The organism is Gallaecimonas pentaromativorans, assembly GCF_003751625.1.
Classification (GTDB): domain Bacteria; phylum Pseudomonadota; class Gammaproteobacteria; order Enterobacterales; family Gallaecimonadaceae; genus Gallaecimonas; species Gallaecimonas pentaromativorans.
On sequence record NZ_RJUL01000006.1, the window covers coordinates 179,814 to 206,793 of the forward strand.

At 59.0% G+C, this 26,980-nt stretch carries 20 protein-coding genes; 7 read left to right on the forward strand and 13 right to left on the reverse strand.

What is annotated here, in order from left to right; genetic code table 11:
- Window positions 1-46 precede the first annotated feature (46 nt).
- Both EDC28_RS12315 and EDC28_RS12320 read right to left on the reverse strand, forming a co-directional pair.
- Window positions 47-604, reverse strand: coding sequence for a hypothetical protein (locus EDC28_RS12315; protein ID WP_123421812.1), 558 nt, complete (start codon window positions 602-604; stop codon window positions 47-49).
- A 91-nt stretch (window positions 605-695) separates the two neighbouring features.
- Window positions 696-1,862 carry a mandelate racemase/muconate lactonizing enzyme family protein gene (locus tag EDC28_RS12320; protein ID WP_123421813.1) on the reverse strand — a complete coding sequence of 389 codons (1,167 nt, stop codon included), beginning with the start codon at window positions 1,860-1,862 and terminating at the stop codon, window positions 696-698.
- 90 nt (window positions 1,863-1,952) lie between these two features.
- Between EDC28_RS12320 and EDC28_RS12325 the strand changes: the two genes are divergently transcribed.
- Complete coding sequence (locus EDC28_RS12325) at window positions 1,953-2,846, forward strand: LysR family transcriptional regulator (RefSeq protein ID WP_123421814.1); 894 nt, start codon at window positions 1,953-1,955, stop codon at window positions 2,844-2,846.
- 24 nt (window positions 2,847-2,870) lie between these two features.
- On the opposite strand, the gene EDC28_RS12330 is transcribed toward EDC28_RS12325, so the two are convergent.
- The 6 genes from EDC28_RS12330 to cysB form a co-directional block, all read right to left on the reverse strand.
- Entirely contained in the window at window positions 2,871-6,845 is a 3,975-nt protein-coding gene (locus tag EDC28_RS12330) for a hypothetical protein (protein ID WP_123421815.1), read from the reverse strand.
- Between the two features lie 98 nt (window positions 6,846-6,943).
- Window positions 6,944-8,320 carry a Re/Si-specific NAD(P)(+) transhydrogenase subunit beta gene (pntB, locus tag EDC28_RS12335; protein ID WP_123421816.1) on the reverse strand — a complete coding sequence of 459 codons (1,377 nt, stop codon included), beginning with the start codon at window positions 8,318-8,320 and terminating at the stop codon, window positions 6,944-6,946.
- A 4-nt stretch (window positions 8,321-8,324) separates the two neighbouring features.
- Window positions 8,325-9,848 carry a Re/Si-specific NAD(P)(+) transhydrogenase subunit alpha gene (locus tag EDC28_RS12340; RefSeq protein WP_123421817.1) on the reverse strand — a complete coding sequence of 508 codons (1,524 nt, stop codon included), beginning with the start codon at window positions 9,846-9,848 and terminating at the stop codon, window positions 8,325-8,327.
- Between the two features lie 145 nt (window positions 9,849-9,993).
- Window positions 9,994-10,677: an esterase/lipase family protein gene (locus EDC28_RS12345; RefSeq protein ID WP_123421818.1), complete on the reverse strand. Its 684-nt coding sequence runs from the start codon at window positions 10,675-10,677 to the stop codon at window positions 9,994-9,996.
- Between the two features lie 180 nt (window positions 10,678-10,857).
- Window positions 10,858-12,510 carry a GGDEF domain-containing protein gene (locus tag EDC28_RS12350; RefSeq protein WP_123421819.1) on the reverse strand — a complete coding sequence of 551 codons (1,653 nt, stop codon included), beginning with the start codon at window positions 12,508-12,510 and terminating at the stop codon, window positions 10,858-10,860.
- A gap of 130 nt (window positions 12,511-12,640) precedes the next feature.
- Window positions 12,641-13,615 carry an HTH-type transcriptional regulator CysB gene (gene cysB / locus EDC28_RS12355; protein WP_050659487.1) on the reverse strand — a complete coding sequence of 325 codons (975 nt, stop codon included), beginning with the start codon at window positions 13,613-13,615 and terminating at the stop codon, window positions 12,641-12,643.
- Window positions 13,616-13,762: 147 nt separating this feature from the next.
- On the opposite strand from cysB, the gene EDC28_RS12360 reads away from it, so the two are divergent.
- Window positions 13,763-14,536, forward strand: coding sequence for a hypothetical protein (locus EDC28_RS12360; RefSeq protein WP_123421820.1), 774 nt, complete (start codon window positions 13,763-13,765; stop codon window positions 14,534-14,536).
- Window positions 14,537-14,615: 79 nt separating this feature from the next.
- Here the strand turns inward: EDC28_RS12360 and topA are convergent, their stop codons facing one another.
- Window positions 14,616-17,162, reverse strand: a complete 2,547-nt coding sequence (gene topA, locus EDC28_RS12365) for a type I DNA topoisomerase (protein ID WP_123421821.1) — start codon at window positions 17,160-17,162, stop codon at window positions 14,616-14,618.
- Between the two features lie 219 nt (window positions 17,163-17,381).
- Between topA and astB the strand changes: the two genes are divergently transcribed.
- Window positions 17,382-18,722, forward strand: a complete 1,341-nt coding sequence (gene astB / locus EDC28_RS12370) for an N-succinylarginine dihydrolase (protein WP_123421822.1) — start codon at window positions 17,382-17,384, stop codon at window positions 18,720-18,722.
- A 184-nt stretch (window positions 18,723-18,906) separates the two neighbouring features.
- Window positions 18,907-20,247 carry a dicarboxylate/amino acid:cation symporter gene (locus EDC28_RS12375; RefSeq protein WP_050659483.1) on the forward strand — a complete coding sequence of 447 codons (1,341 nt, stop codon included), beginning with the start codon at window positions 18,907-18,909 and terminating at the stop codon, window positions 20,245-20,247.
- A 28-nt stretch (window positions 20,248-20,275) separates the two neighbouring features.
- Here the strand turns inward: EDC28_RS12375 and EDC28_RS12380 are convergent, their stop codons facing one another.
- Window positions 20,276-21,067 (reverse strand): DUF3025 domain-containing protein, encoded by a 792-nt coding sequence (locus tag EDC28_RS12380; protein WP_123421823.1) that lies wholly within the window; start codon window positions 21,065-21,067, stop codon window positions 20,276-20,278.
- 94 nt (window positions 21,068-21,161) lie between these two features.
- Between EDC28_RS12380 and EDC28_RS12385 the strand changes: the two genes are divergently transcribed.
- Both EDC28_RS12385 and EDC28_RS12390 read left to right on the forward strand, forming a co-directional pair.
- A complete protein-coding gene (locus tag EDC28_RS12385; RefSeq protein ID WP_050659481.1) occupies window positions 21,162-21,908 on the forward strand; it encodes an HAD-IIA family hydrolase in 747 nt (248 codons plus the stop codon).
- Between the two features lie 147 nt (window positions 21,909-22,055).
- Window positions 22,056-23,675, forward strand: a complete 1,620-nt coding sequence (locus tag EDC28_RS12390; RefSeq protein WP_123421908.1) for a M28 family metallopeptidase — start codon at window positions 22,056-22,058, stop codon at window positions 23,673-23,675.
- Here EDC28_RS12390 and EDC28_RS12395 read toward each other — a convergent pair.
- Window positions 23,644-24,129 (reverse strand): glutathione peroxidase, encoded by a 486-nt coding sequence (locus EDC28_RS12395; RefSeq protein WP_123421824.1) that lies wholly within the window; start codon window positions 24,127-24,129, stop codon window positions 23,644-23,646. The two genes, EDC28_RS12390 and EDC28_RS12395, sit on opposite strands and share 32 nt — an antisense overlap.
- A 71-nt stretch (window positions 24,130-24,200) precedes the next feature.
- Between EDC28_RS12395 and EDC28_RS12400 the strand changes: the two genes are divergently transcribed.
- Complete coding sequence (locus EDC28_RS12400) at window positions 24,201-25,790, forward strand: cation:proton antiporter family protein (protein WP_050659478.1); 1,590 nt, start codon at window positions 24,201-24,203, stop codon at window positions 25,788-25,790.
- On the opposite strand, the gene EDC28_RS12405 is transcribed toward EDC28_RS12400, so the two are convergent.
- Window positions 25,741-26,133 (reverse strand): hypothetical protein, encoded by a 393-nt coding sequence (locus EDC28_RS12405; RefSeq protein ID WP_050659477.1) that lies wholly within the window; start codon window positions 26,131-26,133, stop codon window positions 25,741-25,743. The two genes, EDC28_RS12400 and EDC28_RS12405, sit on opposite strands and share 50 nt — an antisense overlap.
- A 1-nt stretch (window position 26,134) precedes the next feature.
- The gene (locus tag EDC28_RS12410; RefSeq protein WP_123421825.1) at window positions 26,135-26,974 is read right to left on the reverse strand and encodes a mechanosensitive ion channel family protein; all 840 of its coding nucleotides are present in this window, start codon (window positions 26,972-26,974) and stop codon (window positions 26,135-26,137) included.
- Window positions 26,975-26,980 lie beyond the last annotated feature (6 nt).

A 26,980-nucleotide genomic window follows, 5' to 3' on the forward strand; every position in this document is an offset into this window, starting at 1 on the left:
GCCCTTGGCCGTGAAAAGACTATCGCCCCAAAAGCCGCCGCCCGCTTTACACGGCTTGCCAGCTGTCGCTGCCTTTGAGCTTGCAGTGGCTGATGTTGGCCACCGGGATGGGGGTAAGAAAATACACCTCGTTGCCTTTGCTGGTGATGGCGATCAGCCGGGCGGTGGCCAGATCGCCGGTGTCGGTGATGACCTTGGCGCCAAAGTGGCTGGTCACTTCCAAAGAATCGGGGTTGTGGATGACAAGGCCGGTTTGGCTGTCATGGCTGTAGAGGGTGTCAAAGCGCATCTTGAAGATGTTGCCACTGGCATAACCGCCGCATTCGGGGGTGAGGTCGGTCGAGACTTGCACGCTGGTGCGATCGCGGATGACCTTCACATAGCGGGTCAAATCAAGCAGTTTGGCCTTCTTGCCGGTATTCACCTGGGCTATCAGCCGGTGCGCCTGGCGCGGCAGGTCTACGTCATCGGTGCTGGCATTGTTAAAACGCCCCACCAAGGCTCTTGCCTGAGTAAGGGTAAGGGACACCCAGGCACCAAAGCCGCCAGCATCTCGAATGGCCTCGGGGCTGCGCTCATCGCCGCGATAAAGGGTATAGGGCATGGTTCACCTCGTCCTTGAATGTGATGGTCCGGTTTAAGCCTTTGAAGGATAGCGGCAGGGGGCAAACTTACCCCCTGCCTAGCAATACAGGTTAACCGGCCAATTTTTGCATCTGGGCAAAGAGATCGCTCTTGCCTTCAAAACCGATACCGGGCAGTTCGGGCAAGGTGATAAAGCCGTTGTCTACCTTCACCCCGTCAGGGAAACCGCCAAAGGGCTGGAACAAGTCTGGGTACGACTCGTTCCCCCCCAGCTCAAGGCCAGCAGCGATGTTAAGGGACATCTGGTGGCCACCGTGGGGAATGCAGCGCTTGGCGCTCCAGCCGTGCTCTTTGAGCATGTCCAGGGTGCGCAGATACTCCACCAGGCCATAGCTCAGGGCGCAGTCAAATTGCAGCCAGTCGCGGTCGGGGCGCAGGCCGCCGTAGCGAATGAGGTTGCGGGCATCTTGCATGGAAAAAAGGTCTTCGCCGGTAGCCATGGGCTTGCTGTAGTAGCCGCGCAAGGTGGCTTGCAGCTCGAAATCCAGCGGGTCGCCCGGCTCTTCAAACCAGAACAAATCGTATTGCGACAAGGCTTTGGCGTATTGGATGGCGGTGTCGAGATCAAAGCGGCCATTGGCGTCTACCGCCAGTTTCTGGCCGTCTTGCAGCACGCTTAAAATCGAGTCGATGCGGCGTAAATCTTCATCCAGGCTGGCGCCGCCGATTTTCTTTTTGACCACGGTGTAACCCCGGTCGATGTAGCTGCGCATCTCATCTTTGAGCTGGTTGTGGTTTTGGCCCGGATAGTAGTAACCGCCGGCGGCGTAGACAAAGATTTTGGGGTCGGGCTTGCCATTGCCGTAGCGGTCGGCCAGCAGCTGAAACAGCGGTACACCCTCGATTTTGGCCACCAGATCCCAAATCGCCATGTCCAGGGTGCCAATGGCTACCGAGCGCTCGCCATGGCCGCCGGGTTTTTCGTTGCTGAACATGGTCGCCCAGCATTTGTGGGGGCAAAGGTTGTTGCCGGTGCTGTCTTGCAGGCTTTCAGGGCTGGCCTCCAAGAGCCTTGGGATAAAGCGCTCACGCATCAGGCTGCCCTGGCCGTAGCGGCCATTGGAGTTAAAGCCGTAACCCACTACCGGTTTGCCGTCGCGTATCACATCGCTAACGATGGCCACCAGGCTCAGGGTCATCTTGCTGAAATCGATGTAAGCGTTACGGATGGGCGAGCTGATGGGCAGGGTGACTTCACGAATATCGACGATTCTCATAGGGCCTCAAGGCAGGTTGCACAAAGCCCTAGCTTAAAAAAGAAAACTGCGCCTAAAATTCACTAAAAGTCACTTCATTATTTACTCAAAGTGAAAAGCGACAATAGCACCGAGATGCAGTTTTTTGTGCTGCTGGCCCAAACCGGCAGTTTGTCCGGCGCCGCCAGGGCCCTGGACATCACCCCACCGGCTGCCACCAAACGCCTGGCGCAGCTGGAAAACCGCCTCGGGGTGCGGCTGGTTAACCGCACCACCCGGCGCATCAGCCTCACCCAGGAAGGCACTACCTACCTGCACCATGCCCGCCACATTCTTGCCAGCATTGCCGAGATGGAAGATGCGGTCACCACCGCCGGGCAGACTCTGCAGGGGCTTATTCGGGTCAACAGCACCTTGGGGTTTGGCCGCACTACCATAGCGCCGCTGGTCTCGCGCTTTGCCAAACGCCACCCCGGCCTGGAGGTGCAGCTTGATCTTACCGACAAGCCGGTTGATTTGGTGGCCCAGGGCATTGATTTGGCGGTGCGCTTTGGCGCCCTGCCCGACCAGCGGCTAAACGCTCGCAAGTTGCTGTCCAACCGGCGCTTTTTATGTGCCTCCCCCCGCTATCTCGCCGAGCATGGCACCCCGGCGCAATTGGCAGATCTGGCCAGCCACCAGTGCATTATCCACCGCCAAAACGAAGATGCCTTTGGGCTGTGGCGCTTTATCGACGCCCAGCACAGCGAGGTGGTAAAAGTACAAGGGGCCCTTTCCAGCAATGACGGCGACGTGGTGCTGGGCTGGGCGCTGGACGGCCACGGCATTCTTATCCGCTCCCAGTGGGACCTGGATAAATACCTGAAAAGCGGCCGCCTGAGGCAGGTATTGCCCCAGTGCCGCCTGCCGGACGCCGACCTTTACCTCTACTACCCCAGCAAAAGCCACCAAAGCGCCAGGGTGCGGGCCTTTATCGACTTTCTGGCCGAGCAGTTTGCGCCATGAAAAAGGCGCCCGAAGGCGCCTTATTTAGTCTTTGGGATTGGCCGTTTCCCCAGGCTGCGCGGTGGTGGCGATATCGCTCCACACCTTTTTGTGCCAAAAGCCGCCCACATTAAGGCCCTGCCAGGCCAGACGCACCCAGCGAATAACGGCAAAGCTCAGCCAAATGGCCCACAGCAACATCGCCCCCTTGTACACCCACAGCGGCAGGTTAAAGGCCCAAAGCGCCGGCAGGGCGCCGTCGCTTAAATCCTGGTACCAATGCAGGTGGTTGCTGCTGGCGTCGCTGACCATCATGTCAGGCCTTGAGAGCAGCCCGGCCGGCACCGAGAACACCAACAACAGCAAGGCCAAGGCACTTAAGATAAGTAGCGCCACCTGCAGCGGGTTGAACCAGCTTTTCGCCAGCAAATCGGCCTTACCGGCCCGCCATCTCACTGCCATCAGCCAGACCAGCACCAACACCAGCACGCTCCAGGCCTGGGTAGAGAGCCCCAGCCCCAACAGCAGCAGATCGCCAAAGCCGATGGGCAACAGCGCCGTGCGGCTAAGGCCCCAGGCCAGCAGCAAAAACACCACCAGCGCGCTCCAATAAAGCACCACCGGCCCCATCACCGGACCATGGGTAAAGAGCAGCCAGCGGTCGCTGCCAAGGCTGAGGTTAATGTCGATATTGGCAGCGCCAAGGCCGAGGTTGATGTCAGGCAGCCCCTGCACCAGGCTCACGCCCTGGGTGCTGCGAAGCTTGATGCCAAGGTTGTGCTCGCCAGGCAGGATGGGCAGGGTTAACGCATCGGCGTCTTTGGCAAGCACCAGCGGCGCGCCGTCCTGGCGGGCGTCCACCAGCTCCCAGCCCGCCGGCAAGGTGAGCTTGTGCTTGCCGCCAAGAGTGGCGCGATACTCGATGACCAACTGGCCACTGCTGCCGTGCCCGGCTACATCCAGCGACAAAGTCACCCCGTCAAAGGCCAGGGTATCGCCCCCCAGTTGGCGCGGCCTGCTCAAGGTGACCGCCAGGGTCTCGCCGCCTCTTGGCTGGTAGAGTTGTTGCCAGTCTTCGCCATTGAGGCTTTGTATCTGCGGCGTGCCGGTGGCCTCTAGGCGCCAAAGATTGGTGGGCTCAAGGCGCCATTGCTCCACCCGCTGCCTGAGTGGCGGCGCGGTGAGGGTAAGGTGCTCGCGCCGCTCCAAGATGCCGGTAAAGCGCAGCTGTGACTGGCCGGCGGCAAAGTTAAGTTGCACCCCATCAGGCCCTTGCGGCAGCTCGCTTTGCAGCCGCTCACCGCTAAGCAAGGGGATAAAGACCGAAAACGGCTGGCTCTCGGGCGCCATACGGATAACCTGGGTGTCCACCGACCAACGCTCGCCAAAATGCAAGGTGCGAACCACCTTCACGTAGGGTTTGACGCTGAGCTTGCCGGTTTTGAAATCCGCCGCGTCTTTTATTTCCCGCTCCAGCACCAGGCTATTGCCACTTAGATGACCACTGCTAAGCCCCTGGGCCTGCCAGCCTCTCAAGGTGACCAAAACGCGGTTTGGCACCAGCCTAAAGCCGAGGTTGACCCTGTCTGCATCGGCCGCCGGGCCAGAGAGGGTTAACTGGTGGCGGCCTTTAGCCAGGGCCACCCACAGCGCGCCATCGTGCCAGCTGGTGGCGCTGGGCGCGCCGTCAACCAATACCGTATCGGGCAGCCAGCTGCCGGGAGCGCCGGGAATGGGCAAGGCACGGCTCGCCAGCGCCTCGGCGCTAAGTTCAAGCTGCCAGCGGCCGTCTTGGGCGCTTAAGGTGGCCTCATCAAGAGCGCCGCAATAAGGGGCACATTCTGGCGGCGCCGTGAGGCGCGCCTTTAAGGCATCGAGCATCTGGCCATCCGGCAGGGCCGCTTCGGCCGGTTTTGGCAGGGGCGAGAGCATTAGCGCCAGCACCAGCGCCGCCCCTTTTGCTGGCCAGCGGCCTTTAAGCTCCCTGGTCAGCCAGGCAAAGAGCCCGAGCATGGCAAGGGCAATGAGCGGCGCCCTTAGCCAATAGGGAAGCACCCAAAGATGCAGGCTTTCACCGGCCGCCACCGGCCCACTCCAGCGCAATTGATAGCGGTGCCAGGACCAGTCGGGCAAGCCGCTGCCGGCACTGGCCACTTGGTTGTCGGTGTAGCGCTCCACAGGCGGCGCTTGATAGGCGGCATCGGCCAAGGCTTTGGCCGGTGCATTGGGGCTCCTTGGCCGCGAACTGGTCACTTCGATACGCTCCAGCTCCTGGGGGGCACTGGCCGTACCGGGAAGCGGCATTTCGTACAGCGAACGGTCTTGGCCCTGGATGGGCCATTCCAGTTGCGGGTGCAGCAAGGCACGTACCTGGTGACTGGCAAAGGGCAGCAGCGCCAGCACCAGCAGCGCGAGACTCGCCCACTGGTAGGCCGCGGTTGCCTTGGCAAACTTGCCGCCAAGCTCCCTTGCCAGCAGCAGGGCGATGGCGGCGTTCAGTACCAGCCACACCGGCATGCCGGGCTCGTGAAAGAGCGCGGCCAGCGCCACGCCTGCCACCAGGGCCCAACGCCAACCGCTGAGCTTAAAGATCAGCACCGCGCTTAGCACCAGCACAAACATGTCCAGCAGGTTCCAGGCCCCCAGCCAGCTGTAACTGACCTGCTGCGGGCCGCTGGCACCCAAAAGCCGATAACCGGGCGGCAGATTTAAGGTCATATCCACCCCGTCAAAGCCGCTTTGCCAACCGGCAACGGGCCAATGGTTGCTGTTATCGAGGGTGCCGCTGGCATCAAGCTCGAGGTTTTGGGCGCGAAGCTCAATGCCCCGCTGGCCATTTGGCCCTTCGGTCAGGGGAAGCGCCCGCTCGGCTTGCCGGGCTTGTTGCAACTGGTAAGGCGCGGCCATATCCAAGCGCCAATCGCTGCGCATGGTGCCGCTGATAATGTCGCTAAAGTGATACCCCTTGCCGCTAAAATCGAGCCACAGGTCGCGGCTCAAATGCAGGCTGTTTTGGTTTTGCTGGCGGCCACGGCCTTGCTCTACCAGCGCCAGCCCCTGGGAGGGACTCAGCACAAAGGCCGGTAGCTGGCGCCACCCGGCTGGCATGCGGGTCTGGTTTGGGTCTATGGGGCTCGCCCCTTCAAAACGCAGGCTGCGAAGGCGGCTGTCCGTTGCCACCGACCACACCTCTTGCCCCGGCATCAAGCCGTTTTGCACAAAGCCAAGCTGGCTTACCGCCTCAAGGCTGCGCGCCCTGATGGTAAGGCTCTTGTTGCCAGCCAGGGCCTGGATGCGCAAGGTGCCATCGGCGTCAAACCGGGCCGGCAGCTCGCTTTGCAGCGTCAGCACGCTGTAACCATCGGGCAAGACCTTACCCAGGTTCAGCTCGCGCGCCGGGCCAGCGATATCAAGGCGCAGCACTGTGGTCAGGGTTGCCGGCAGGCCGTCTTCAAAGTGGCGAAATACCGAGACGTCCAGGCTCGCCTGGTGGCTGTCACTGCCCTGGGCCTCGCGGGTTAGCAGCAGGTAGCCGCCTTCGCGTTGGGGCTGGCCGACACCCTTGCCGCCAAGGCTGAGCTGGACCAAGGCCACGCCCTGTGGCAAACGCAGCTTGACAGGCAACTGGCTCCAGCCAAAGTGGCCGTCAATGCGGTGCTCGCCTTTGGGCACCCAAAGAGCGGGGCGGCCGCCGACATTCATCAGCGCTAGCGCTTTGCCATCAAGCTGCATCTGCCTTGGCCAGCTTTGGCCGGGTTCGCCCGGCAGCCATACCCAGCCGTCGCTGTAGCGCGATACCGTCATGCTGAACTGCCCTGCCCCATCGTCCAAATTCAGCACCAAGGGCCGGTACCACAGGCAAGCAAAATCCCCGGCGCCTTGGGCTTCGGTGCCAAGGTTTAACGGGCAGTGGCGAAAGGGTTGGTCGGCAAGTACCCAGTCTTGCCAAGGTTGGAGGGGTTTGGGGATGGCGGCCAGGGCCTGGCCACAACAGAGCAGCAGTAACAGCAACACACGCATGGCAATGTCCTTATCTTCGTGCAGGCTACCAGTGTAGCGCGCCCTAACGATAAAGACAGGTCTTTCAAAAAGTTAAGGCGCCCGAAGGCGCCTTAAACTTAGAGGCTTTTCAAGATGGCCTCGACGCTTTGTTTGGCATCGCCAAACAGCATCACGGTGTTGTCGCGGAAGAACAGCGGGTTTTGCACCCCGGCATAGCCGGTATTCATGGAGCGCTTGAACACCACCACCTGCTTGGCATTCCACACCTCCAGCACCGGCATGCCGGCAATGGGGCTGGAAGGGTCTTCGGCGGCGGCTGGGTTGACGGTGTCGTTGGCGCCGATCACCAGCACCACGTCGGTGTCGGTAAAATCGTCGTTGATTTCGTCCATCTCCAGCACGATGTCGTAAGGCACCTTGGCTTCGGCCAGCAGCACGTTCATGTGCCCCGGCAGGCGCCCGGCCACAGGATGAATGCCAAAGCGCACCTTGACCCCTTTGGCGCGCAGCTTAGCGGTGATGTCTGCCACCGGGTATTGGGCCTGGGCCACCGCCATACCATAGCCGGGGGTGATCACCACCGACTCGGCGTTTTTGAGGGCTTCTGCCACGTCTTCGGCGCTCACCTCGGTGTGCTCGCCGGTGATATCTTCGCTGGCGGCGCTGCTGTCGTTGCCAAAGCCACCGGCGATCACCGAGATAAAGGAGCGGTTCATGGCCTTACACATGATGTAAGACAGAATGGCGCCGCTTGAGCCCACCAGGGCGCCGGTAACAATCAGTAAATCGTTACCCAGCATGAAACCGGCCGCCGCCGCCGCCCAGCCCGAGTAGGAGTTGAGCATGGAGATCACCACCGGCATGTCGGCGCCGCCGATACTGGCCACCAGGTGCCAGCCAAAGGCCAGGGCGATAAGGGTCATCAGCACCAGGGCAAAACCACTGGTACCACCACCGCTGACAAAATAAATAAGCAGCAGCACCGAGACCACCACCGCCGCCAGGTTGAGCTTATGACGGTGGGGCAGCATCAGCGCCTTGGAGGCAATGGTGCCGCGCAGTTTGCCAAAGGCCACCACCGAGCCGGTCAGGGTAACGGCGCCGATAAAGACCCCGAGGAAAATCTCGGTAAGGTGAATACTGAGCAGGCTGCCACTTAAGGGGCCGTGATCGAGCCAGGAGTTATAACCCACCAGCACCGCAGCCAGGCCCACGAAGCTGTGCAGTATGGCCACCAGCTCCGGCATCTGGGTCATTTCCACTTTAAGCGCCAGCCGCGCGCCGATAGCGCCGCCTATCACCATGGCCAGCAGGATCCAGCCAAGGCCAGACACGCCGGGGCTAAGGATGGTGGCCACCAGCGCCAAGGCCATGCCGATGATGCCAAAAAGATTACCCCGCTTGGCGCTTTCCTGTTTGGAAAGCCCAGCCAGGGCGCCGATAAAACAAAGTGCCGCGATGATGTAAGCCGCACTGACTAATCCATAAGACATCGACTTACCCCTTTTGGAACATTTTCAGCATGCGGCGGGTTACGGTAAAACCCCCGAAGATATTGATGCTGGCCACCAGCACCGCCACAAAGGCCAAAAAGCCGGTCAAGCCGCCAGAGCCCGCTTGCAACAATGCCCCCACCACGATGATGCCACTGATGGCGTTGGTCACCGACATCAACGGCGTGTGCAAGGCGTGAGTAACATTCCACACCACGTAATAGCCCACCACGCAGGCCAGCACGAATACCGTAAAGTGCGAGAGAAAAGCCGGCGGCGCGGCATTGGCCACCCAGGCAAAGGCCAAGAGGCCAATGCCTCCCAGCACATATTTCTTGCGGCTGGGTTTGGCCGGCTCTGTCGCCTCTTTAGGCACCTCTTTGGGCGCCGCCTTGGGTTTGGGCGCGGCAGAAACGGCAATGGGCGGCGGCGGGAAGGTCAGTTCACCCTCTTTAACCACCGTCATGTTGCGAAGCACCACATCGTCAAAATCGATGTTGATGTTGCCGTCTTTTTCCTTGCAAAGGAGCTTGGCAAGGTTCACCAGGTTGGTGGCGTAAAGGGTAGAGCTTTGCCCGGCCAGGCGGCTGGCCAGGTCGGTATAGCCAAGGATGATAACGCCGTTGTCTGACTTGAACCTTTTGCCCGGTTTGGTGAGCTCGCAGTTGCCGCCGTTGGGGGCGGCCAAGTCCACAATCACCGAGCCTGGCTTCATGGCTTTGACCATCTCGCGGGTAATGAGCTTGGGCGCCGGCTTGCCAGGGATAAGGGCGGTGGTGATGATAATGTCCACCTCCTTGGCCTGCTCCAAAAAGAGCGCCATCTCGGCGTCGATAAAGGCCTGGCTCATCTCTTTGGCATAACCGTCGGAGCTGCCGCCCTCTTCTTCGAGGTGCACTTCCAAAAACTCGGCGCCCATGGACTGGATCTGTTCCTTGACCTCGGGGCGGGTATCAAAGGCGCGTACCACCGCCCCCAGGCTACCGGCAGCGCCGATAGCGGCAAGGCCGGCCACACCGGCGCCAATGACCATCACCTTGGCAGGCGGTACCTTGCCGGCGGCGGTGATTTGCCCGGTAAAGAAACGGCCAAAGGCGTTGGCCGCTTCCACCACCGCCCGGTAACCGGCGATATTGGCCATGGATGACAGCGCATCAAGAGATTGTGCCCTGGAGATACGGGGCACCATATCCATGGCCAGCACGTTCACCTGCTGGGCTTTGAGTTTGTCCAGCAGTTCAGGGTTTTGGGCCGGTTGGATAAAGCTCACCAGGGTGGTGCCGGCCTTAAGACGGGCGATTTCCTCGTCGCTCGGGGCGTTGACCTTAAAGATAAGGTCGCACTCCCAGGGGTCGGTAAGCTCTGCGCCAGCGTCAAGGTAGGCGCTGTCGTCAAAACTGGCGCCCTGCCCGGCCCCCGGCGCGATAAGCACCTCAAAGCCGAGTTTTTTCAGCTCCGCCACCGATTTCGGGCTAGCGGCAACCCGGTTTTCTCCCGATACACTTTCTGCTGGTATGCCAATGCGCATGCCATCTCCCCACAAGGTTGATGCCCCGCGATACAGCAGCGACTTCGGGCAATTGGATGTCTAAACGTCCATTACTTCTAACAGATGAGGTACGGGTACCTGCAAGTCTGTTTGGTTCTATGAGTATGCTTTTTCAGCTTTTATTTCAATTCTGGATGAGCGAAACCTGTAAATCGGCGGTATCGGTCTGCAGGCCAAAATGGCCGAGGTTGTAGGTATAGCTGGCATCTTCATACCAGATACTGGACGAATGTACCCCGTAAACTAGGCAGGTTCCCGTGGAGCAGACCACCTGATCGATATAGCTCTTGATGGAGTAAACCCGGCTGCCAAAGGTGTCACCGTACAGGTTGTCTAGAAAAGGGCTGCCTATGGACAGCCCATAGCTGCCGCAGGTACTGGTAAGGACGTTGTAGGGGTAAATGCCGCAGCTATAGAGCCCACGAAAGGCACCGGCAATACCCACAAAGGCGTCCACCTGGCCGGCAATGCCCAGTTTGACTATCTGTTGGGCAGCAAGGGTTGCCCCCATGGAGTGGCCAATGACATCAATTTTGCCGGTGCAGCTGGCGGCCAGTGCCTGCTGCAAAGCCGTCTTCACCGGCGTTTCTTCGCTGCCGTTATGGTCGTTACAGGCCGCGCAGCTTTTCGAGCCCCAGGTGGGTACAAAAAGCTCGCTGTCTTGGTAGCCCTTGGCCTTCAGCAAAGCCAGGGTGTTGGCCCAACTGGACGGACTCGCGGTATTGCCATGCACCAACACCACCGCATCAAGGCAAGCGCCGTAGGCATTTAAGGTAAAAAGACTCAGGATAAACAGTAAGGTCCTCATGCTGTGCTCCTTGTAAATGGGACCCCATGAGACTGGTTGATAACCCCCCTGGCTGCGCACTGTACTTTAGGCATAGAAAAAACCCGGCCGAGGCCGGGTTAAACAGTCAGCAGAGTAGTTGAAAGCCTTGGCTTTCAAGAGGCAGTGTACCGCTCGTGCCTGGCAAGACTTTGATGCAGATTAATTTTTCTGCCGATCCTTGATAAGGGCGATATTGCTGGGGGGCAGCGGCGTTTCATCAAGGGTGCTTTCACGCTGAATTTGGTCCCGCCCTGCCGCCTTGGCCTGGTAAAGCAAGCAATCGGCCCGAGACAGCATCTGCTCAAAACAACTGTCTTCGTCTCCCCTAGCTACCACGCCGGCGCTGACGCTGATGGCGATGCGCTCGTGGGGGTTGAGGGTAAAAGAATGCACACTTAAACGGTTTTTAAGGCGCCTAGCCATGGCCATGGCCGACTCCACACCGCTGCCGGGCAACAAAATGGCAAACTCCTCGCCACCAAGGCGCCCAACGAAATCATCGGAACGAATAGTGTGGCGCAGCACTTCTCCCAAATGGCACAGCACCAAGTCGCCAATGTCATGGCCATAGCTGTCGTTAATGCGCTTGAAATGGTCCACATCCACCATGATGAGGGACAGCGGCTCTTGATCTCTGACCGACATAGCAAAACTGCGATGGCCCACTTCCATCAACGCGCGGCGATTGCCGGTGCCGGTTAAAGGGTCGGTATAGGCCTGGGAGCGAAGCTCCTGCTCGATTTCGTGGCGCCGCGCCACCTCCAGACGAAGACGCTTGTTAAGGCGCCGAAACTGGTAGAGCACCATCAGCGCCCCCATAAAGGCCAAGGCAAAAATGGTGGCGGGCCAGTTCCATTGGCTCTTATTCGCTTGGGGGTTAAATAAAAAGCCGGACAAATCGGCTTTGTCCTTAATCAGCCCCAGTTGCTGGTTGAGATCTAAAATCCGTTCCCAGCGCCCTTGGTTCATGTGACCGATGGCCACCATATCCGGTATGACCAACTCACGAATTTGTTGGCCTTCAAAGCGAAGCTGTTCCAGGGATTTTTGCGGTGCATATTTGCTTTGAATAAGCCGGGCGGTGCCGTCGATATTATCCAGCGCCGTACGCCAACCGTGCAGGGTTGCGTCTCGAAACTTCTCCACCAGCCCTGGGTGGCGGTATGCCAGCTCCCGGCTGGTGATAATGACATCGCCGTAAAAATCCACTCCATAGGTGCGGGGTTCAATCAAGCGGTAGCCGATGCCCTTTTGACGAAGCACAAAAGGCTCATTGCTTTTATAGGCGGCATAGGCATCGGTGTGGCCCTTGATAAGGGCGTCAACGCTAAATTCGCTGGGTACCCAGTTAAGGGTATCTAGCGGGATACTTTCCATGGGAAACGGCGCCAGCAAATCCACCATTTGTTCCTGGGGAAAGGCGCTCATCAGCCGTTTGCCGGCTAAATCGTGCAGGTTCTTGATGCCGCTTTTTTCCAGCACTAACCACACCAGGGGAGAATGTTGGAAGATGGCAGCCACCGCCACCACCGGCTGGCCCTCAGCGTAGGCAGCGATCACTCCGGCGCCAGCAACGGCAAATTCCACCTGATTGTTGGCCACTTCACTGATGCCACCAGGCAGGCCGGGGCCGTTTTCAAGCAAGGTGACATCAAGGCCAGCGTCCCGGTAGTAACCGTATTCCTTGGCCACGTAGTAGCCGGCGAACTGGAACTGGTGTTTCCAGCGCAATTGCACCCGAACCTGCTCCAGCGCTGACGCGCCAAAACTGGCCAACAGCAATAACGCAAACAAAGCCTTTACCCAGCGCACAGTGTTTTTCCTCTAAGAGCCTAAACCGGGCTATCCGTCGACCCGGCTGGTCGGGCGGGCAGATGCCCGCAAGAGGAGTGTTGTACGGCGCAGCAGACTTTGCCAGCAAAGCGCCTAAAAAATGATGAGTTTAGCGCACCGGTAGCGAAACGTTGGTAAAAAGCGCTTCCACCGCTTCGCTGTCGCGCAAACGGATGGCTTCGTCCACCAGGCTGCGGGTCAGATGGGGGGCAAAGCCTTCGATAAAGTCGTACATGTAGCCACGCAGAAAGCTCGATTTTCGAAAACCGATCTTGGTGGTGGAAGCCCGGAACAAATGGCTGGCATCAATCGCCACCAAGTCGCTGTCTTGCTCAGGGTCATACGCCATGGACGCTATCACCCCAACGCCAAGCCCCAGGCGCACATAGGTCTTGATAACGTCGGTATCGGTAGCGGTAAAGACGATGTGCGGCTCCAACCCTTCTTTGGCAAAGCCTTCATCCAAATCGGAACGGCCAGTAAAACCAAAAACGTATGTCACCAACGGGTACTTGGCGAGTTCACGGATACCCACCTTGTCAACCGCCAGCAGAGGGTGATCTTTTTTCACCACAATGCTGCGGTTCCAGTGGTAGCACGGCAGCATGATGAGGTCGTCATAGAGGTGCAGCGCCTCGGTGGCGATGGCGAAATCGGCATCGCCACGCACCACCGCCTCGGCTATCTGAGTGGGCGTGCCCTGGTGCATGTGCAAAGAAACCTGCGGGTAGCGGTCGATAAAACCGCGAATGACCGGCGGCAAGGCATAACGGGCCTGGGTGTGGGTGGTGGCGATATGCAGCTTACCCCGGTCTGGCTGGGTATGCTCGAAGGCAACCGAGCGGATGGCATCGGCCTTGTTGAGCATTTCCTCGGCGATGGCAATGATGGCTTTGCCAGCAGGGGTTACGTGGGTCAGATGCTTGCCGCTTCGGCCAAAAATTTGCACCCCCAACTCGTCTTCCAGCATACGAACCTGCTTGGAAATGCCGGGCTGCGAGGTATACAGGCTTTCGGCGGTCGCCGAGACATTGAGATTGTGGTTACGTACTTCGACGATGTAACGCAACTGCTGCAACTTCATCTAAAAAGGCTCCGCCACCGGGTTATGCCAAAAAAGTATAACTTATCCGGGTTCTATATCATCACGCAAATGGTTGATATGCTATCGGAACTGGAGCACTTCCTATACAATTTGCTGAAATGTGCGCAGGCGCAACAGGATAATAACATGATGACTTACATTGTGATTGCCGTGATTGTGATACTGCTGGTGGGCATAGTGGTAATAAATGTCTTTCAGCAACAGCGGCAAAAACAAGAAGCCGAACGGCGCCAAGAATTTGCCAAGCAAAAAGCCATTATCGATGAAACCGAGGCATTGCTGCCCATCGCCGGCCAGATGCCCATCTCCAGCAACTTGGTGGCCATGCTTTATGGCCGTTTGGCCGAAGCCCTGCAAGCCGCAGCAAGGCTCAGTGGCGGCAAGGACAGCTCCTTAAAAAGCCGCAGCGAGGATGCCGTTAACCAACAAAAGCAAGCCTTGCAAAGCTATCGCGCCAGCGACGACAACCTGCGCCTGCCCGATAACGAGCAGCAGATGGTGCAGTTGCTGCAAGCTGTGAAATTGCTGATCGCCGTGCTGCGCACCGAGTTCAACAAGGGCAAGGTCGATGCCGACACTTTTCGCATGGAGTCAGCCTTTCTTGACCGTATTCGTTTGAAGATCAACGTCGAAGGGCTTATCTCCCGCGGCGTGTCGGCCAAAATCATCAAACAGCTCGGCTCAGCCCGCCAGTTTCTCAACAAAGCCAAGCAGTTGGCAGCTCCCCATGCCCACCAGGACAACTACTTGCGGGCAAAACTGGGGGAGATTCAGCAACACCTGGATGAAATAAACGCCAACAACAGTAACCTGCCTCCCGCCAAGCCGCCAAAAAAAGAGGGCGAACCCCAGCAGCCGGACGATATGGATTTGCTGTTCTCACCCAAGAAAAAATGGTGATGAAAAAACCGCCCCGATGGGCGGTTTTTTTACGGCCTGTTAACGCCAAAAAGAAGCCCCGCATCAGCGGGGCTTTTGCTTATTTACCGTTATCGACCCATTTGCCGTTCTCATAAAACGCCATCCAACTGGTGGCTTTACCGTCTTTTTCCGAGCCCACGTACTGGCTCTTGGTTTTACGGGAGAACTTCACCACTGCCGGGTTGCCGTCCTTGTCCTTGGCCGGGGCCTTGGCCAGGTACTTGAACTTCTCGGGCAGGCGGTCTTCAAAGCGCTTGAGCTCTTCCACCTTGGGTGCCCGGGTTTCCCGGGATTTGGGGAAGGTGTTGGCAGCCAGGAAGATACCGGCGGCGCCGTCGCGCAGCACAAAGTAGGCGTCGGACTTTTCGCAAGGCAACTCCGGCAGTGGTACCGGATCTTCCTTCGGCGGCGCTGGCTCGCCGTTACGCAAAATCTTGCGGGTGTTTTTGCAGTCGGGGTTGGTGCAGCCAAAATACTTGCCGAAGCGGCCGTTTTTGAGCTCCATGTCCGAGCCGCATTTGTCGCACTCGATAACTGGGCCGTCGTAGCCTTTGAGTTTGAACTCGCCGGTTTCCAGCACGTAGCCTTCACAGTCCGGGTTGTTGCCACAGACATGCAGTTTGCGCTTGGCATCCACCAGGTAGGAGTCCATGGCGGTGGCGCAGATGGGGCAACGTTTTTTGGCGCGCAGAGCGTTGGTTTCGGCCTCGTCGTCGTCAACGTTGATCACTTCCTCACCGGGGGTGAGGTTGATGGTGTTTTTGCAGCGCTCCTTAGGCGGCAGGCTGTAGCCGGAGCAACCGAGGAATACCCCGGTAGAGGCGGTGCGAATACCCATCTTGCGGCCACAGACGGCGCAGTCGATGTCGGTCATCACCATGGCGTTGGAGCGCATGTTGTCATCGGCATCGTCGAGGCGCTTTTTAAAATCGCCGTAGAACTCGTCCAGTACCCCGTGCCATTCGCGCTCGCCGTTGGCGATGCCGTCCAGCTCGTTTTCCATGCGGGCGGTAAAGTCGTAACTGAGCAGGTTGGCGAAGTTCTCCACCAAGCGGTCGTTGACTATCTCACCCATTTTCTCGGCGTAAAAACGGCGCGTCTCCACCTTCACATAACCGCGGTCTTGGATGGTGGAGATGATGGATGCGTAGGTGGACGGGCGGCCGATGCCGCGTTTTTCCAGCTCTTTGACCAAGGAGGCCTCGGTAAAGCGGGCCGGCGGCTTGGTAAAATGCTGTTTGGGGTCGAGCTTGTCCAGACGCAGCGCCTCGCCCACTGCCACGTTGGGCAGCTGCTCGTCATCGTCCTTGCGCTTCATCGGGGTCAGCACCCGGGTCCAGCCGTCAAAGCGCTGCACCCGGCCTTTGGCCTTGAGGGTGAAGTCACCTTTACCGGTTTGGGCGGTGGCGGTGAGCTGGGTAACGTCGTAAACGGCGTTGGTCATCTGGCAGGCCACGAACTGGCGCCAGATAAGCTCGTAGAGGCGCTGGGCGTCGCGCTCGACATCCAGGTTCTCGGATTTGACGCTGACATCGGAAGGACGAATGGCTTCGTGCGCTTCCTGGGCGTTGGCTTTAGCACCATAGGTCAAGGGCGAAGCCGGCAGGTATGCCTGGCCATATTCCTTGCCGATGTAGCCGCGCACCGCGTCCAGCGCTTCGGCGCTGAGGTTGGTGGAGTCGGTACGCATGTAGGTGATGTAACCGGCCTCGTAGAGGCGCTGGGCCAGCATCATGGTCTTTTTCACCCCAAAGCTCAGGCGCGTGGAGGCGGCCTGCTGCAGGGTGGAGGTAATAAAAGGTGCAGAGGGCCGAGACTGGCTGGGCTTGTCTTCACGGTCGGTGATTTGGTAGCTGGCGCCGTTCAGGGCATCTACCGCCGCCATGGTCTGGGCCTGGTTGACCGGCTTAAAGGCCTGGCCACCCTGGTGGGTCACCATCATCCGAAGATCGCCTTCTTTGGCGCCAAGGTCTGCGTGCAGATCCCAGTACTCTTCCGGGGTGAAGGCGCGAATTTCACGCTCGCGCTCCACCACCAGCCGCACCGCTACCGATTGCACCCGGCCAGCAGAAAGGCCACGGGCAATTTTCTTCCACAAAAGGGGCGAGACCATATAGCCCACCACCCGGTCGAGGAAACGGCGCGCCTGCTGGGCGTTAACCTTTTCCATGCTGACGTGGCTGGGATGCTCGAAGGCCTGAGTGATGGCGTTCTTGGTAATTTCGTTGAACACCACCCGTTGGAAGCGGTGTTCGTCGCCACCGATGATCTCGCGAAGGTGCCAGGCAATGGCCTCCCCTTCCCTATCCAAGTCCGTTGCCAGATAGACCTTATCCGCTTTTGCGGCCAGGGATTTGAGCTCGGCGACCACCTTTTCTTTGCCGGGCAGCACTTCGTAGTGCGCCTGCCAGTGGTTGTCAGGATCCACACCCATGCGCGCCACCAAAGGATTGGCGGCGGGGCTTTTCTTGCCCTTGCCGCCGCCACTGGTGGGCAGATCGCGGATGTGGCCAATAGAAGATTTAACGATGAAGTCCTTACCAAGATATTTATTTATGGTCTTGGCCTTGGCTGGGGACTCCACGATCACCAATGATTTTGCCATGTGTCTCTTAGGTCTGGTTGGCTGGGGCCCGTCCGGGTGGCCCATATATAGTGTTTTGACTCTCGCTATGCAAGGAGCCTACTCGAACTCATCTTTTTTTCTAATTAATTCAACTTATCCGTCATTTGCAAGGCCAAGGGCCGATAAAAAGGTGGCACAGGTATAATGCGGACAAGTATTGACGTCCCTTTAACCAAAGGATCATCAAAGGAACACGGCATGAAACATTTCGAAGTCAATTTCGATGGCCTGGTTGGGCCAACCCATAACTACGCGGGCCTGTCCTTTGGCAATGTCGCCTCTTTGTCCAACGCCAAGGCCGCCTCCAATCCCCGCCAGGCCGCCAAGCAGGGCCTGAAGAAGATGAAAGCCTTGCACGACCTTGGCCTAAAGCAAGGGGTGCTGGCGCCTCAGGAAAGGCCCGACATGGCCACTCTGCGCCGCCTGGGCTTTACCGGCACCGACGCCCAGGTGCTGGCCAAGGCTGCCAAGGACGCGCCGCATCTGCTGGCCGCCTGTTGCTCGGCGTCCAGCATGTGGACCGCCAATGCTGCCACCATCTCGCCGTCGGCCGACACCCACGACGGGCGGGTGCATTTTACCCCGGCCAATCTGACCAACAAATTTCACCGCAGCCTGGAGCCGGCGGTCACGGGGCGCATATTAAAAGCCATTTTTAGCGACGAGCGCTACTTTAAACATCACAAACATCTGCCGGACAACGATCATTTCGGCGATGAAGGCGCTGCTAACCACACCCGCCTTTGCAGCCAGTATGGCCACGCCGGCGTGGAATTGTTTGTCTACGGCCGCGAAGCGTTCAACAGCCAGGCCCCGGCACCGCGCCGTTATCCGGCCCGCCAAACCCTGGAGGCCTCCCAGGCCATCGCCCGCCTGCACGGCCTGGACGAGAGCAATGTGGTGTTCATGCAGCAAAACCCGGAGGTGATTGACGCCGGGGTGTTCCACAACGACGTGATAAGCGTGGGCAACCAGAACGTGCTGTTCTATCACCAGGACGCCTTTGCCAACACCGCCGCAGATTTTGCCGAGATACAGCGCAAATTCGGCGAACATCCGCTGCATTTCATCGAGGTTCCCCGCCAAAGCGTCAGCGTCAGCGAGGCGGTGAAAACCTACCTGTTCAACACCCAGATAGTGACCCTGCCCTCCGGGCACATGGCCATTATCGCCCCCACCGAGTGTGAAGAGTCCGATGCGGTCAGCCGTTATCTGGCCGAACTGGTGGAAAAAGACACCCCCATCAAGGAAGTGCGCTACATGGACGTCAAAGAATCCATGAAAAACGGCGGCGGCCCGGCTTGCCTGCGCCTGCGGGTTGCCCTAAACGACCAAGAGCTGGCGGCCGCCAACCCACATTGCCTGCTGGACGACGCCCTCTTTACCCGCTTGAACGGCTGGGTGGACAAGCACTATCGCGACCAGCTGCATGTGGCCGACCTGGCCGACCCGGCGCTATTGACGGAAAGCCGCCAGGCCCTTGACGAGCTAACCCAAATTTTGGCCTTGGGCTCGGTCTACCCCTTCCAGCTCGCCTGATAAAAAGCCCGGCAACGCCGGGTTTTTTCTTGCCTCAGGCTCTGGCCAGTCCTTCAGCTTGCCCTGGGCCCGCGCCAGCTGCCGGCAGTGGTTTTCGTGATCCCGGCCCGAGGTGGTCGGTTGTTCGAGTTGCCGTTAAGCTGCTAGATTAGCGGGAATTTGCTAGCAACCTTTTGGAAAGGCCATGTCAAAACAAAAAGGAAAATTGGGCCTTACGGCGCGTATCGTCATCGGTATGGCACTGGGTCTTGTGGTGGGGCTTATCTGCTTTTATCTCACACCCCATGCCGAGCCTGGCCAGAGCGCCCCTGAGCCGGGCTTTGTGCAAACCTGGCTGACCGGCGGCCTTTTTCAAATTGGCAGCCAACTTTTTATCAACTCATTGAAAATGCTGGTGGTGCCCCTGGTGTTTGTGTCCTTGGTGTGCGGTACCTGCTCGCTGTCAGACCCTGCCACCCTGGGCCGCCTTAGCCTGAAAACCATCGGCCTTTACCTCATCACCACCGCCATCGCCATTACCCTTGCCATTGTGATGGCGCTGCTACTCAAACCCGGCAGCGGCCTGGATCTGAAAACCGACGCTAGCTATCAGGCGGCCAAGGCCCCGGACCTGGCCGATGTGTTTGCCAATCTGGTGCCGGCCAACCCCATTGAGGCCATGGCTTCTGGCAACATGCTGCAAATCATTGTGTTTGCGGTACTTTTTGGTATCGCCATCGCCCTTTGCGGCAAAGCCGGCGAGCGCATTGCCAAGCTCTTTGAGGATTTCAACGAGGTGATCATGAAACTGGTCACCATTCTGATGAACCTGGCGCCGTTCGGGGTGTTCTTCCTGATGGCCAAGCTTTTCGCCAGCAAGGGCTTTGAAACCCTCGGCAGCCTCGCCATGTACTTTGGCCTGGTGGTAGCCGTGCTGCTGATGCACGCCTTTATCACCTACCCTGTGCTGCTCAAGGCCTTAACTCGCCTAAGCCCGCTGATGTTTATCAGCAAGATGCGCGACGCGGCGCTTTTTGCCTTCTCCACCTCGTCCAGCAACGCCACCCTGCCGGTGACCCTGGAAACCGTGACCAAGAAGCTCGGCGCCAAAAACACCATAGCCTCCTTTACCGTGCCCCTTGGCGCCACCATCAACATGGACGGCACCGCCATCATGCAAGGGGTGGCCACCGTCTTTATCGCCCAGGTGTACGGGGTGGACTTGTCGGTCAGCGATTTTCTGATGGTGATAGTCACCGCTACCCTCGCCTCCATCGGCACCGCCGGTGTGCCTGGCGTCGGCCTTATCATGCTGGCCATGGTGCTTAACCAGGTGAACCTGCCGGTTGAGGGCATCGGCCTTATCATGGGCGTAGACAGGCTGCTGGACATGACCCGCACCGCAGTCAACATCACCGGCGATTCCATGGTGACAGTGGTGGTGGCCAAATCCGAAGGGGCCTTGGACGAGGCGGTCTACAACGACCCTCATGCCGCCCAAAAAGAAGAAGAGGTGCACCTGCCGCACCGCACTTCACAGAGCTGAGAAAAAGGCCGCTAACCAGCGGCCTTTTTTATAGCGGGGCGCGGGCTTTAAAAAGCGGCCTGAAATACTGCGGGTTATCAAAAAATGCGCTGTCGGCATTGCCTGGCCACCAGCCCGGCACCCCCAGTAGCGGTAAGGGTGACAGCCGCTTTTTGTTATTAAGGGCGCCGTTTGTGAGCATGGTCGCCAGGTTGGCATCCAAAAACCGGTAGCGCTCTTTAAGGCTCAGGCTGAAATACTCAGGCACCACTTCGATGGGAAACATCTTGGCGGTCAGGCCCAGATAAGGGGTCAGCCCCTGCTCGTAGACCGCGTGGCCAAAGACCCGCGCTTCAATGTCCCGCCCCCAGCGCCGGCGCTGGGTAAAGAACACCTCGCGCCAGTGATGCTGGCGAAGGGCTTCAAGGAGTGATTTGTCGCTCGAGGGCACCAGCACCCCACACTCGTCAAAAAGGGTCAGGCTGTCGCGGCGCAAGGTTCTGGGGTGCAGGCCAAAAGCCGCGATATCCGCCACATGCAGGGCGTTGATACGGGCCTTGGCTTGGGGAAAGAGCGCCCAGGCAAGGGCGTTGAACATATCATGCCAGTTCTGCTCGCGGGTCGGCACCCTGCCGGTTTGCATCACCTGCAACTCGTAATAATCCCCGGGCGGCTCGGCGCAAAAGCGGATGTGCTGGCCCTGCTCGGTGAGGGTATTGGGGGCAAGCCAACTGGCTAAGGTGTCAAGGCTGGGGAAATCGCGCTCACTGGCAAGCGCCGGGAACAACCGTTGCAGGTCGCAATAAAGCCCGCTTTGAAGAAAATCGCACTGCCAGTTCACCGATGAAATCCCGCTCGCTAAAAGGCGGCCAGTGTAGCAAAACACCGCGCTTTTCTGGTATCACTGGCACAACACCGCTAACTGTCAGACTTCCATGAAAAATATCATCTGCGATATCGATGGCGTGCTAATGCACGACAACACCGCCGTTCCCGGCGCCGACGGCTTTATTCGCCGGGTGCTGGAGCAGGGCAATCCGCTGGTTCTGTTGACCAACTACCCCTCTCAAACCGCCCGTGACCTGCACAACCGCCTGGCCGCCGCTGGCATCGAGGTGCCGGAAGAAAAGTTCTACACCTCAGCTATGGCCACCGCCGACTTTCTGCGCCGCCAGGACGGCACCAAGGCCTACGTGATTGGTGACGGCGCCCTCACCCACGAGCTGTACCAGGCCGGTTTTACCATCACCGACATCAACCCCGATTTTGTGATCATCGGTGAAACCCGCTCCTACAACTGGGACATGATCCACAAGGCCGCCCGCTTTGTGGCCGGCGGCGCCCGCTTTATCGCCACCAACCCCGATTTTAACGGCCCCAACCAGAGCCCGGCCTGTGGCGCTTTGTGCGCCCCTATCGAGCGCATCACCGGTCAGCAGCCTTTTTACGTGGGTAAACCTTCCAGTTGGATAATCCGCTCGGCCCTTAACCATATCGGCGCTCACTCCGAGAACACGGTTATCATTGGTGACAACCTGCGCACCGATATCCTGGCGGGCTTTCAGGCCGGCCTTGAGACCATTTTGGTGCTCTCCGGGGTGTCGACCCGCGACGACATTCCCAAGATGCCCTTTCGCCCCAACCACGTTTTTAAAAGCGTCGCCGAAATCGACGTCTTTTAAGGCTAGGCCCAGGTGCTTGGGCGCCTGGGCAACTTTTCACCGCTCCTGCCTTTTGCCGCATCTTTGCAACCGATAACCGCCTTGCCGTTGGCGGCCAGGGCGCCCTGTGCCATGGTGCAACATAACGTCAACAATAAGGATAAAGACATGAAGACCCGACTCAGTCTCATTGCCGTGGGCCTGATGCTGGCATCCAGTGTCAACGCCGCCGTGCCGGGGGATAACCTCTCCAAGGGCCTGGACGCGCAAAGTTACGGCCAGTTTGTTAAAACCCTGTCTGGGGACGACTTCCAGGGCCGCCTGCCAGCCACCGAAGGCGAAACCAAGACCCTTGCCTTCCTCCAAGCTCAATACAAACGCCTGGGCCTCAAGCCCGGTTTTGGCCAAAGCTACCTGCAAACCGTGCCGCTGGTGTCCATTACCAGCCACCCTGGCGCCCTGACGCTGGGTAAGCTCAAGCTCGACTACCTCAAAGACATGGTGATCAATAGCCCCAAAGCGGTGACCCAAACTGAAGTCAAAGACGCCGACTTGGTGTTTGTGGGCTACGGTATCCACGCCCCAGACCTCGGCTGGGACGATTACAAAGGCGTTGATGTTAAAGGCAAAGTGGTGGTGATGCTGGTCAACGACCCCGGCTATGCCACCGGCGATAAACGCTTTGACGGCAAAGCCATGACCTACTACGGCCGCTGGGATTACAAGTTTGACGAAGCGGCCCGCCAGGGCGCTGCCGGCGCCCTTATCATCCACCAGACGGCTCCTGCCTCTTACCCCTGGTCTGTGGTTGAAAACTCTTGGGGTGGCGCCCGTTATGACCTGGCCGGCCAGGACATTGCCAAGTCTGATTTCTCCGGTTGGATAACCGAAGACGCCGCCAAGCGCGTCTTTAGCCAGGCCGGGCTCGATTTTGCCAAGGTCACCGCCGATGCCGGCAAAGCCCCAACGGCGCTAAGCCTTGACGCCAAAGCCAGCGTGGCCATGACTAGCGAGGTCAAAAACACCGAGTCTCATAACGTGATGGGCATCTTGCCGGGCCAAACCGACGAGACCGTTATCATCACCGCCCACTGGGACCACCTGGGCATGGACCCGAGCCACAAAGACGACCCCGTCTATAACGGCGCCATGGACAACGCCACCGGCACCGCCGGCCTTATCAGCCTGGCCCAGTCCTTGAAGGGGCTTTATGAGGGCAAGGAAAAACCGCGCCGCTCGGTCGCCTTCCTGGCGGTAACCGCCGAAGAGCAAGGCCTGCTGGGCTCCAAATACTATGTGGCCAACCCGTCCATTCCCCTTGGCAAGACCGTAGCCAACATCAACATGGACAGCCTCAACGTCTTTGGCCCCACCAAGGACATGGTGGTGGTCGGCCAGGGCAAAACCAGCCTGGAGCGTGAGCTGAGTGCGGCGCTGGCCAAACAAGGGCGAGTGCTGGTGCCTAACGACAGGCCGGAAGCCGGCGGCTACTACCGCTCCGATCACTTCAACTTTGCCAAGGCGGGGATCCCGGCGCTGTACGCCGGTGGCGGCACCCAGCCCTGGGACAGCGATGTGGCCAAGTACCGGGCGATGATGCAAAAGCGCCTCAAAGGCTGCTATCACAATGCCTGTGACGAATACCAGGCCGACTGGGACCTGCGCGGTGCCCTGTCCGACCTGCAGGCGCTGCACGACGTGATTGAATCTTTGGCCACCAACCGCGATTGGCCAAGCTGGCAGCCGGGGGCTGAATTTAGTCGCCCGCCGGCAACCACTGCTCAATAACGTCTTTGATGCGCATCGGCGCCGTGCGGGGAGCGTAACGCTTTACCTGCCCACTAGGCGCCACTAGGAACTTGGTAAAGTTCCACTTCACCGCCCGGGATCCCAGGACCCCGGGCGCATTTTTTTTCAGCCAGGCATAGAGCGGGTGCGTCTCGGGGCCATTGACCTCGATTTTTGAATACATCGGGAAGCTGACCTTGAAATTCAGGTCGCAAAAGCTGGCAATGGCTTGGTTGGAGCCGGGCTCCTGGTGCATGAACTGGTTACAGGGAAAGCCCATTACCACCAAGCCGCGGTGCTGATACTGCTGCCACAGCGCCTCTAGCTCCTCATATTGGGGAGTAAAGCCGCATTTACTGGCGGTGTTGACCACCAGCCACAGCTTGCCTTGGTATTGGTCGATGTTTTCGCGGGTGCCATCGAGGCGGGTCAGTGCAATATCCTTTGGCTGCATGGTTCTCTGTAACGCGTTGAAAATAGATGCTGTTATCATGAGGTAAAATTTGCCCGGGAACCATTACAGTTATGAGTGCAGCCGTTATCGCATTGGCCTTTTTCTGCGGCCTGGCCCTGAGTCGCCTGGGCTTGCCACCGCTGGTGGGTTTTCTGGTTGCCGGCTTTGCGCTGCACGGCGCCGGTATTCCAACCCCTGATAGCCTGCACACCATTGCTGATTTGGGTGTCACCCTGCTGCTGTTTACCATCGGCCTGAAGCTGAAAATCAAAAACCTCATCAAGCCTGAAGTCTGGGGCGCCACCACTTTGCACCTGATTGGCTCGGTGGCCTTTTTTACCGTCGGCATCGCCTGCCTGGCGCTTTTAGGGCTGGTGCAGGGGCAGATCAGCTCCTGGCTGGTGGTGGCCTTTGCCCTGGCTTTTTCCTCGACGGTGTTTGCGGTCAAGGTGCTGGAAGACAAAGGCGACACCAGCTCCCTCTACGGGCGCCTCGCCATCGGCATTCTGGTGATGCAGGATATCTTCGCGGTGCTGTTTTTAACCTTTGCCCAGGGCAAGATGCCGGCCTTTTGGGCCCCGGCGCTGCTGGCCTTGCCGCTGCTGCGCCCGGTGCTCTACAAACTGCTCGATTGGTGCAGCAACTCCGAACTGCAAAGCCTGGCTGGCCTGTTTTTGGCCATGGTGGCCGGGGTAAGCCTGTTTGAGGCCGCGGGCCTCAAACCCGATCTTGGGGCCCTGGTGATGGGGATGATGGTCGCCGGCCACAGCCGCGCCGACGCGCTTTCCAAAACCCTCTTTAACCTCAAAGAGCTGCTGCTGGTGGGCTTTTTCTTAAGCATTGGCCTTAACGGCCTGCCGGACTTGCCGATGCTGCTGCTGGCCATCGCCCTGGTGTTGCTGCTGCCGCTGAAAACCGGCCTGTATTTTTGGGTGCTAAGCCTTTTTGGCCTTCGGGTGCGGACCGGGGTGCTGGCTTCGCTGTCCCTTGCCACCTACTCCGAGTTTGGCCTGATTGTGGCCGCCCTTGGCGCCAAGGCGGGGCTGCTGAGCGGCCAGTGGCTAACGGTAATTGCCATCGCTCTTTCCATATCTTTTGCCCTGGCCTCGCCCCTTAACACTTGGGCCGAGAACGTCTATCGGCGCCTCACTCCCAACCTTAAACGCTATGAAAAGCGCCACCTGCACCCGGACGACGCCCCCATCGACATCGGCGGCGCCAAGGTACTTATCTTCGGGATGGGCCGCCTGGGAACCGGTGCTTACGACCAGCTCAAGGCCGAGTTTGGCGAAGCGGTACTGGGCATCGATCACGCCGCCGACAAGGTGGGCGAGCATCAAGAGGCCGGGCGCCAGGTGCTGGTGGGGGACGCCACCGACTCGGATTTTTGGTCCAAAATCCGCCACGACGAGTTTTTAGAGCTGGTGCTGCTGGCCATGCCCAACCACCACGGTAACCTGTTCGCGGCAGAAGAGCTCAAGGAGCGGGGTTATAAAGGCAAGGTGGCGGCGGTGGCCAAGTTCCCCGACGAAGTCGAAGAACTCAAAGCCATGGGTATCGAAGTGTTCAATATCTTTGAAGAGGCGGGCGCCGGTTTTGCCCGCCACGTGCTCAATATCGCACGCCTGGGGCCACAGCGTCCTTATCATCAAGGACTTTAATGCTGTTGATGCGAAGGGGGGTGCCCCATTGCTGGATGGTCATTACATCTGGGTCGGGGGTGCCGTCCACTTCTACCACCAGGCCTGGGCGGCGCATCTCCTTGGGCAGGCTCAAGGGTAGCCATTTACGGCCAGTGTCGTCGATAATGCCGAAAAAGCCCCCTTCCAGGCCCTGAAACACCACCTTACCCTTGAAGGTAACCGCCACACCTTTGACCGGCTTTAACGGTTGGCTCTTGTCGCTTTTGGTGATCACGGTTGGCTCCTTGGCAGGGGTTGAGGCGGCTTGCGTACAGCCACAAAGGGCCACCGCCGCCAGGGCTAAACTCCATTTTGCACTCATGTTATTGCGCTCCCTTTTCCGTTAACTCATTCAAGGCTACCACAGTCGCCGGGCTGGCCGGTGCCATGCCCGCCCCATCCAGCACCTGATAAAGCTTGAGGTTAAGCGCCAGGCGCTGCTGATGATAATGGGCGGTGGGCACCCAGGCTCTTATCACCAACCGGATCCCAAGGGCGGTAAAGGCGTCGATGCCCAGTTGCACCTTGGGGGCTTCTTTGGCATCGAACGACGCCAAGGCCGCCTCCAGCAAGGTCAGGGCCTGCTCCGGGTTGGCTTCTTTTGGCAGCAGCAGCGTGGTCTCTACCAGCTTGAACTGATTGGAATTTTGGTAAATTTCCCCCAGCACCTTGCGGTTGGGGATGTGAATACGCTCGCCGTCTTCGGTAATCAGCACGGTCTGGGCCAGGGTGATGTCGTCCACCAAACCGGCGCGCCCCAAAAGCTCCAGGGTATCCCCCACCGAAAAGGGCCGGGTCAGGATAAGTGCCACCCCGGCGCCGTAGTTGGCAACGGGGCCCTGCAAAGCGAGGCTCAAACCGAAAGTAGCGGCGCCGATGGCGGCAATGAGGGGGCTGATGGTGATGCCAAGCTTGCCAGCCGCTATCACCAAGAAGATGGCCAGTACCGCCAGGCGCACCAAGTTGGAAAAAAACCGCACCAGGGTCTGATCCCACTGGCGGTTATCCCCCAGGCGGCGCAGCGAGCGCCCGGCCCAGTTGGAGGCCAGCCAGCCCAGCAGCACGATCAGCATCGCTCCCAGTAGTTGGAAGCCGTACTGCACCAGATAGTCGGTCACCTGCTGGGTAAGGCTGGTCAGATAATCGAACTCTTCGTTCAGCATCCTTTT

Excerpts from the sequence above, each read along its gene's own strand:
- EDC28_RS12315 (WP_123421812.1), bottom strand. The coding sequence starts at position 604 with ATGCCCTATACCCTTTATCGCGGCGATGAGCGCAGCCCCGAGGCCATT.
- EDC28_RS12320 (WP_123421813.1), bottom strand. The coding sequence starts at position 1,862 with ATGAGAATCGTCGATATTCGTGAAGTCACCCTGCCCATCAGCTCGCCC.
- EDC28_RS12330 (WP_123421815.1), bottom strand. The coding sequence starts at position 6,845 with ATGCGTGTGTTGCTGTTACTGCTGCTCTGTTGTGGCCAGGCCCTGGCC.
- pntB (WP_123421816.1), bottom strand. The coding sequence starts at position 8,320 with ATGTCTTATGGATTAGTCAGTGCGGCTTACATCATCGCGGCACTTTGT.
- EDC28_RS12340 (WP_123421817.1), bottom strand. The coding sequence starts at position 9,848 with ATGCGCATTGGCATACCAGCAGAAAGTGTATCGGGAGAAAACCGGGTT.
- EDC28_RS12345 (WP_123421818.1), bottom strand. The coding sequence starts at position 10,677 with ATGAGGACCTTACTGTTTATCCTGAGTCTTTTTACCTTAAATGCCTAC.
- cysB (WP_050659487.1), bottom strand. The coding sequence starts at position 13,615 with ATGAAGTTGCAGCAGTTGCGTTACATCGTCGAAGTACGTAACCACAAT.
- EDC28_RS12360 (WP_123421820.1), top strand. The coding sequence starts at position 13,763 with ATGATGACTTACATTGTGATTGCCGTGATTGTGATACTGCTGGTGGGC.
- topA (WP_123421821.1), bottom strand. The coding sequence starts at position 17,162 with ATGGCAAAATCATTGGTGATCGTGGAGTCCCCAGCCAAGGCCAAGACC.
- astB (WP_123421822.1), top strand. The coding sequence starts at position 17,382 with ATGAAACATTTCGAAGTCAATTTCGATGGCCTGGTTGGGCCAACCCAT.
- EDC28_RS12375 (WP_050659483.1), top strand. The coding sequence starts at position 18,907 with ATGTCAAAACAAAAAGGAAAATTGGGCCTTACGGCGCGTATCGTCATC.
- EDC28_RS12385 (WP_050659481.1), top strand. The coding sequence starts at position 21,162 with ATGAAAAATATCATCTGCGATATCGATGGCGTGCTAATGCACGACAAC.
- EDC28_RS12390 (WP_123421908.1), top strand. The coding sequence starts at position 22,056 with ATGAAGACCCGACTCAGTCTCATTGCCGTGGGCCTGATGCTGGCATCC.
- EDC28_RS12395 (WP_123421824.1), bottom strand. The coding sequence starts at position 24,129 with ATGCAGCCAAAGGATATTGCACTGACCCGCCTCGATGGCACCCGCGAA.
- EDC28_RS12400 (WP_050659478.1), top strand. The coding sequence starts at position 24,201 with ATGAGTGCAGCCGTTATCGCATTGGCCTTTTTCTGCGGCCTGGCCCTG.
- EDC28_RS12405 (WP_050659477.1), bottom strand. The coding sequence starts at position 26,133 with ATGAGTGCAAAATGGAGTTTAGCCCTGGCGGCGGTGGCCCTTTGTGGC.
- EDC28_RS12410 (WP_123421825.1), bottom strand. The coding sequence starts at position 26,974 with ATGCTGAACGAAGAGTTCGATTATCTGACCAGCCTTACCCAGCAGGTG.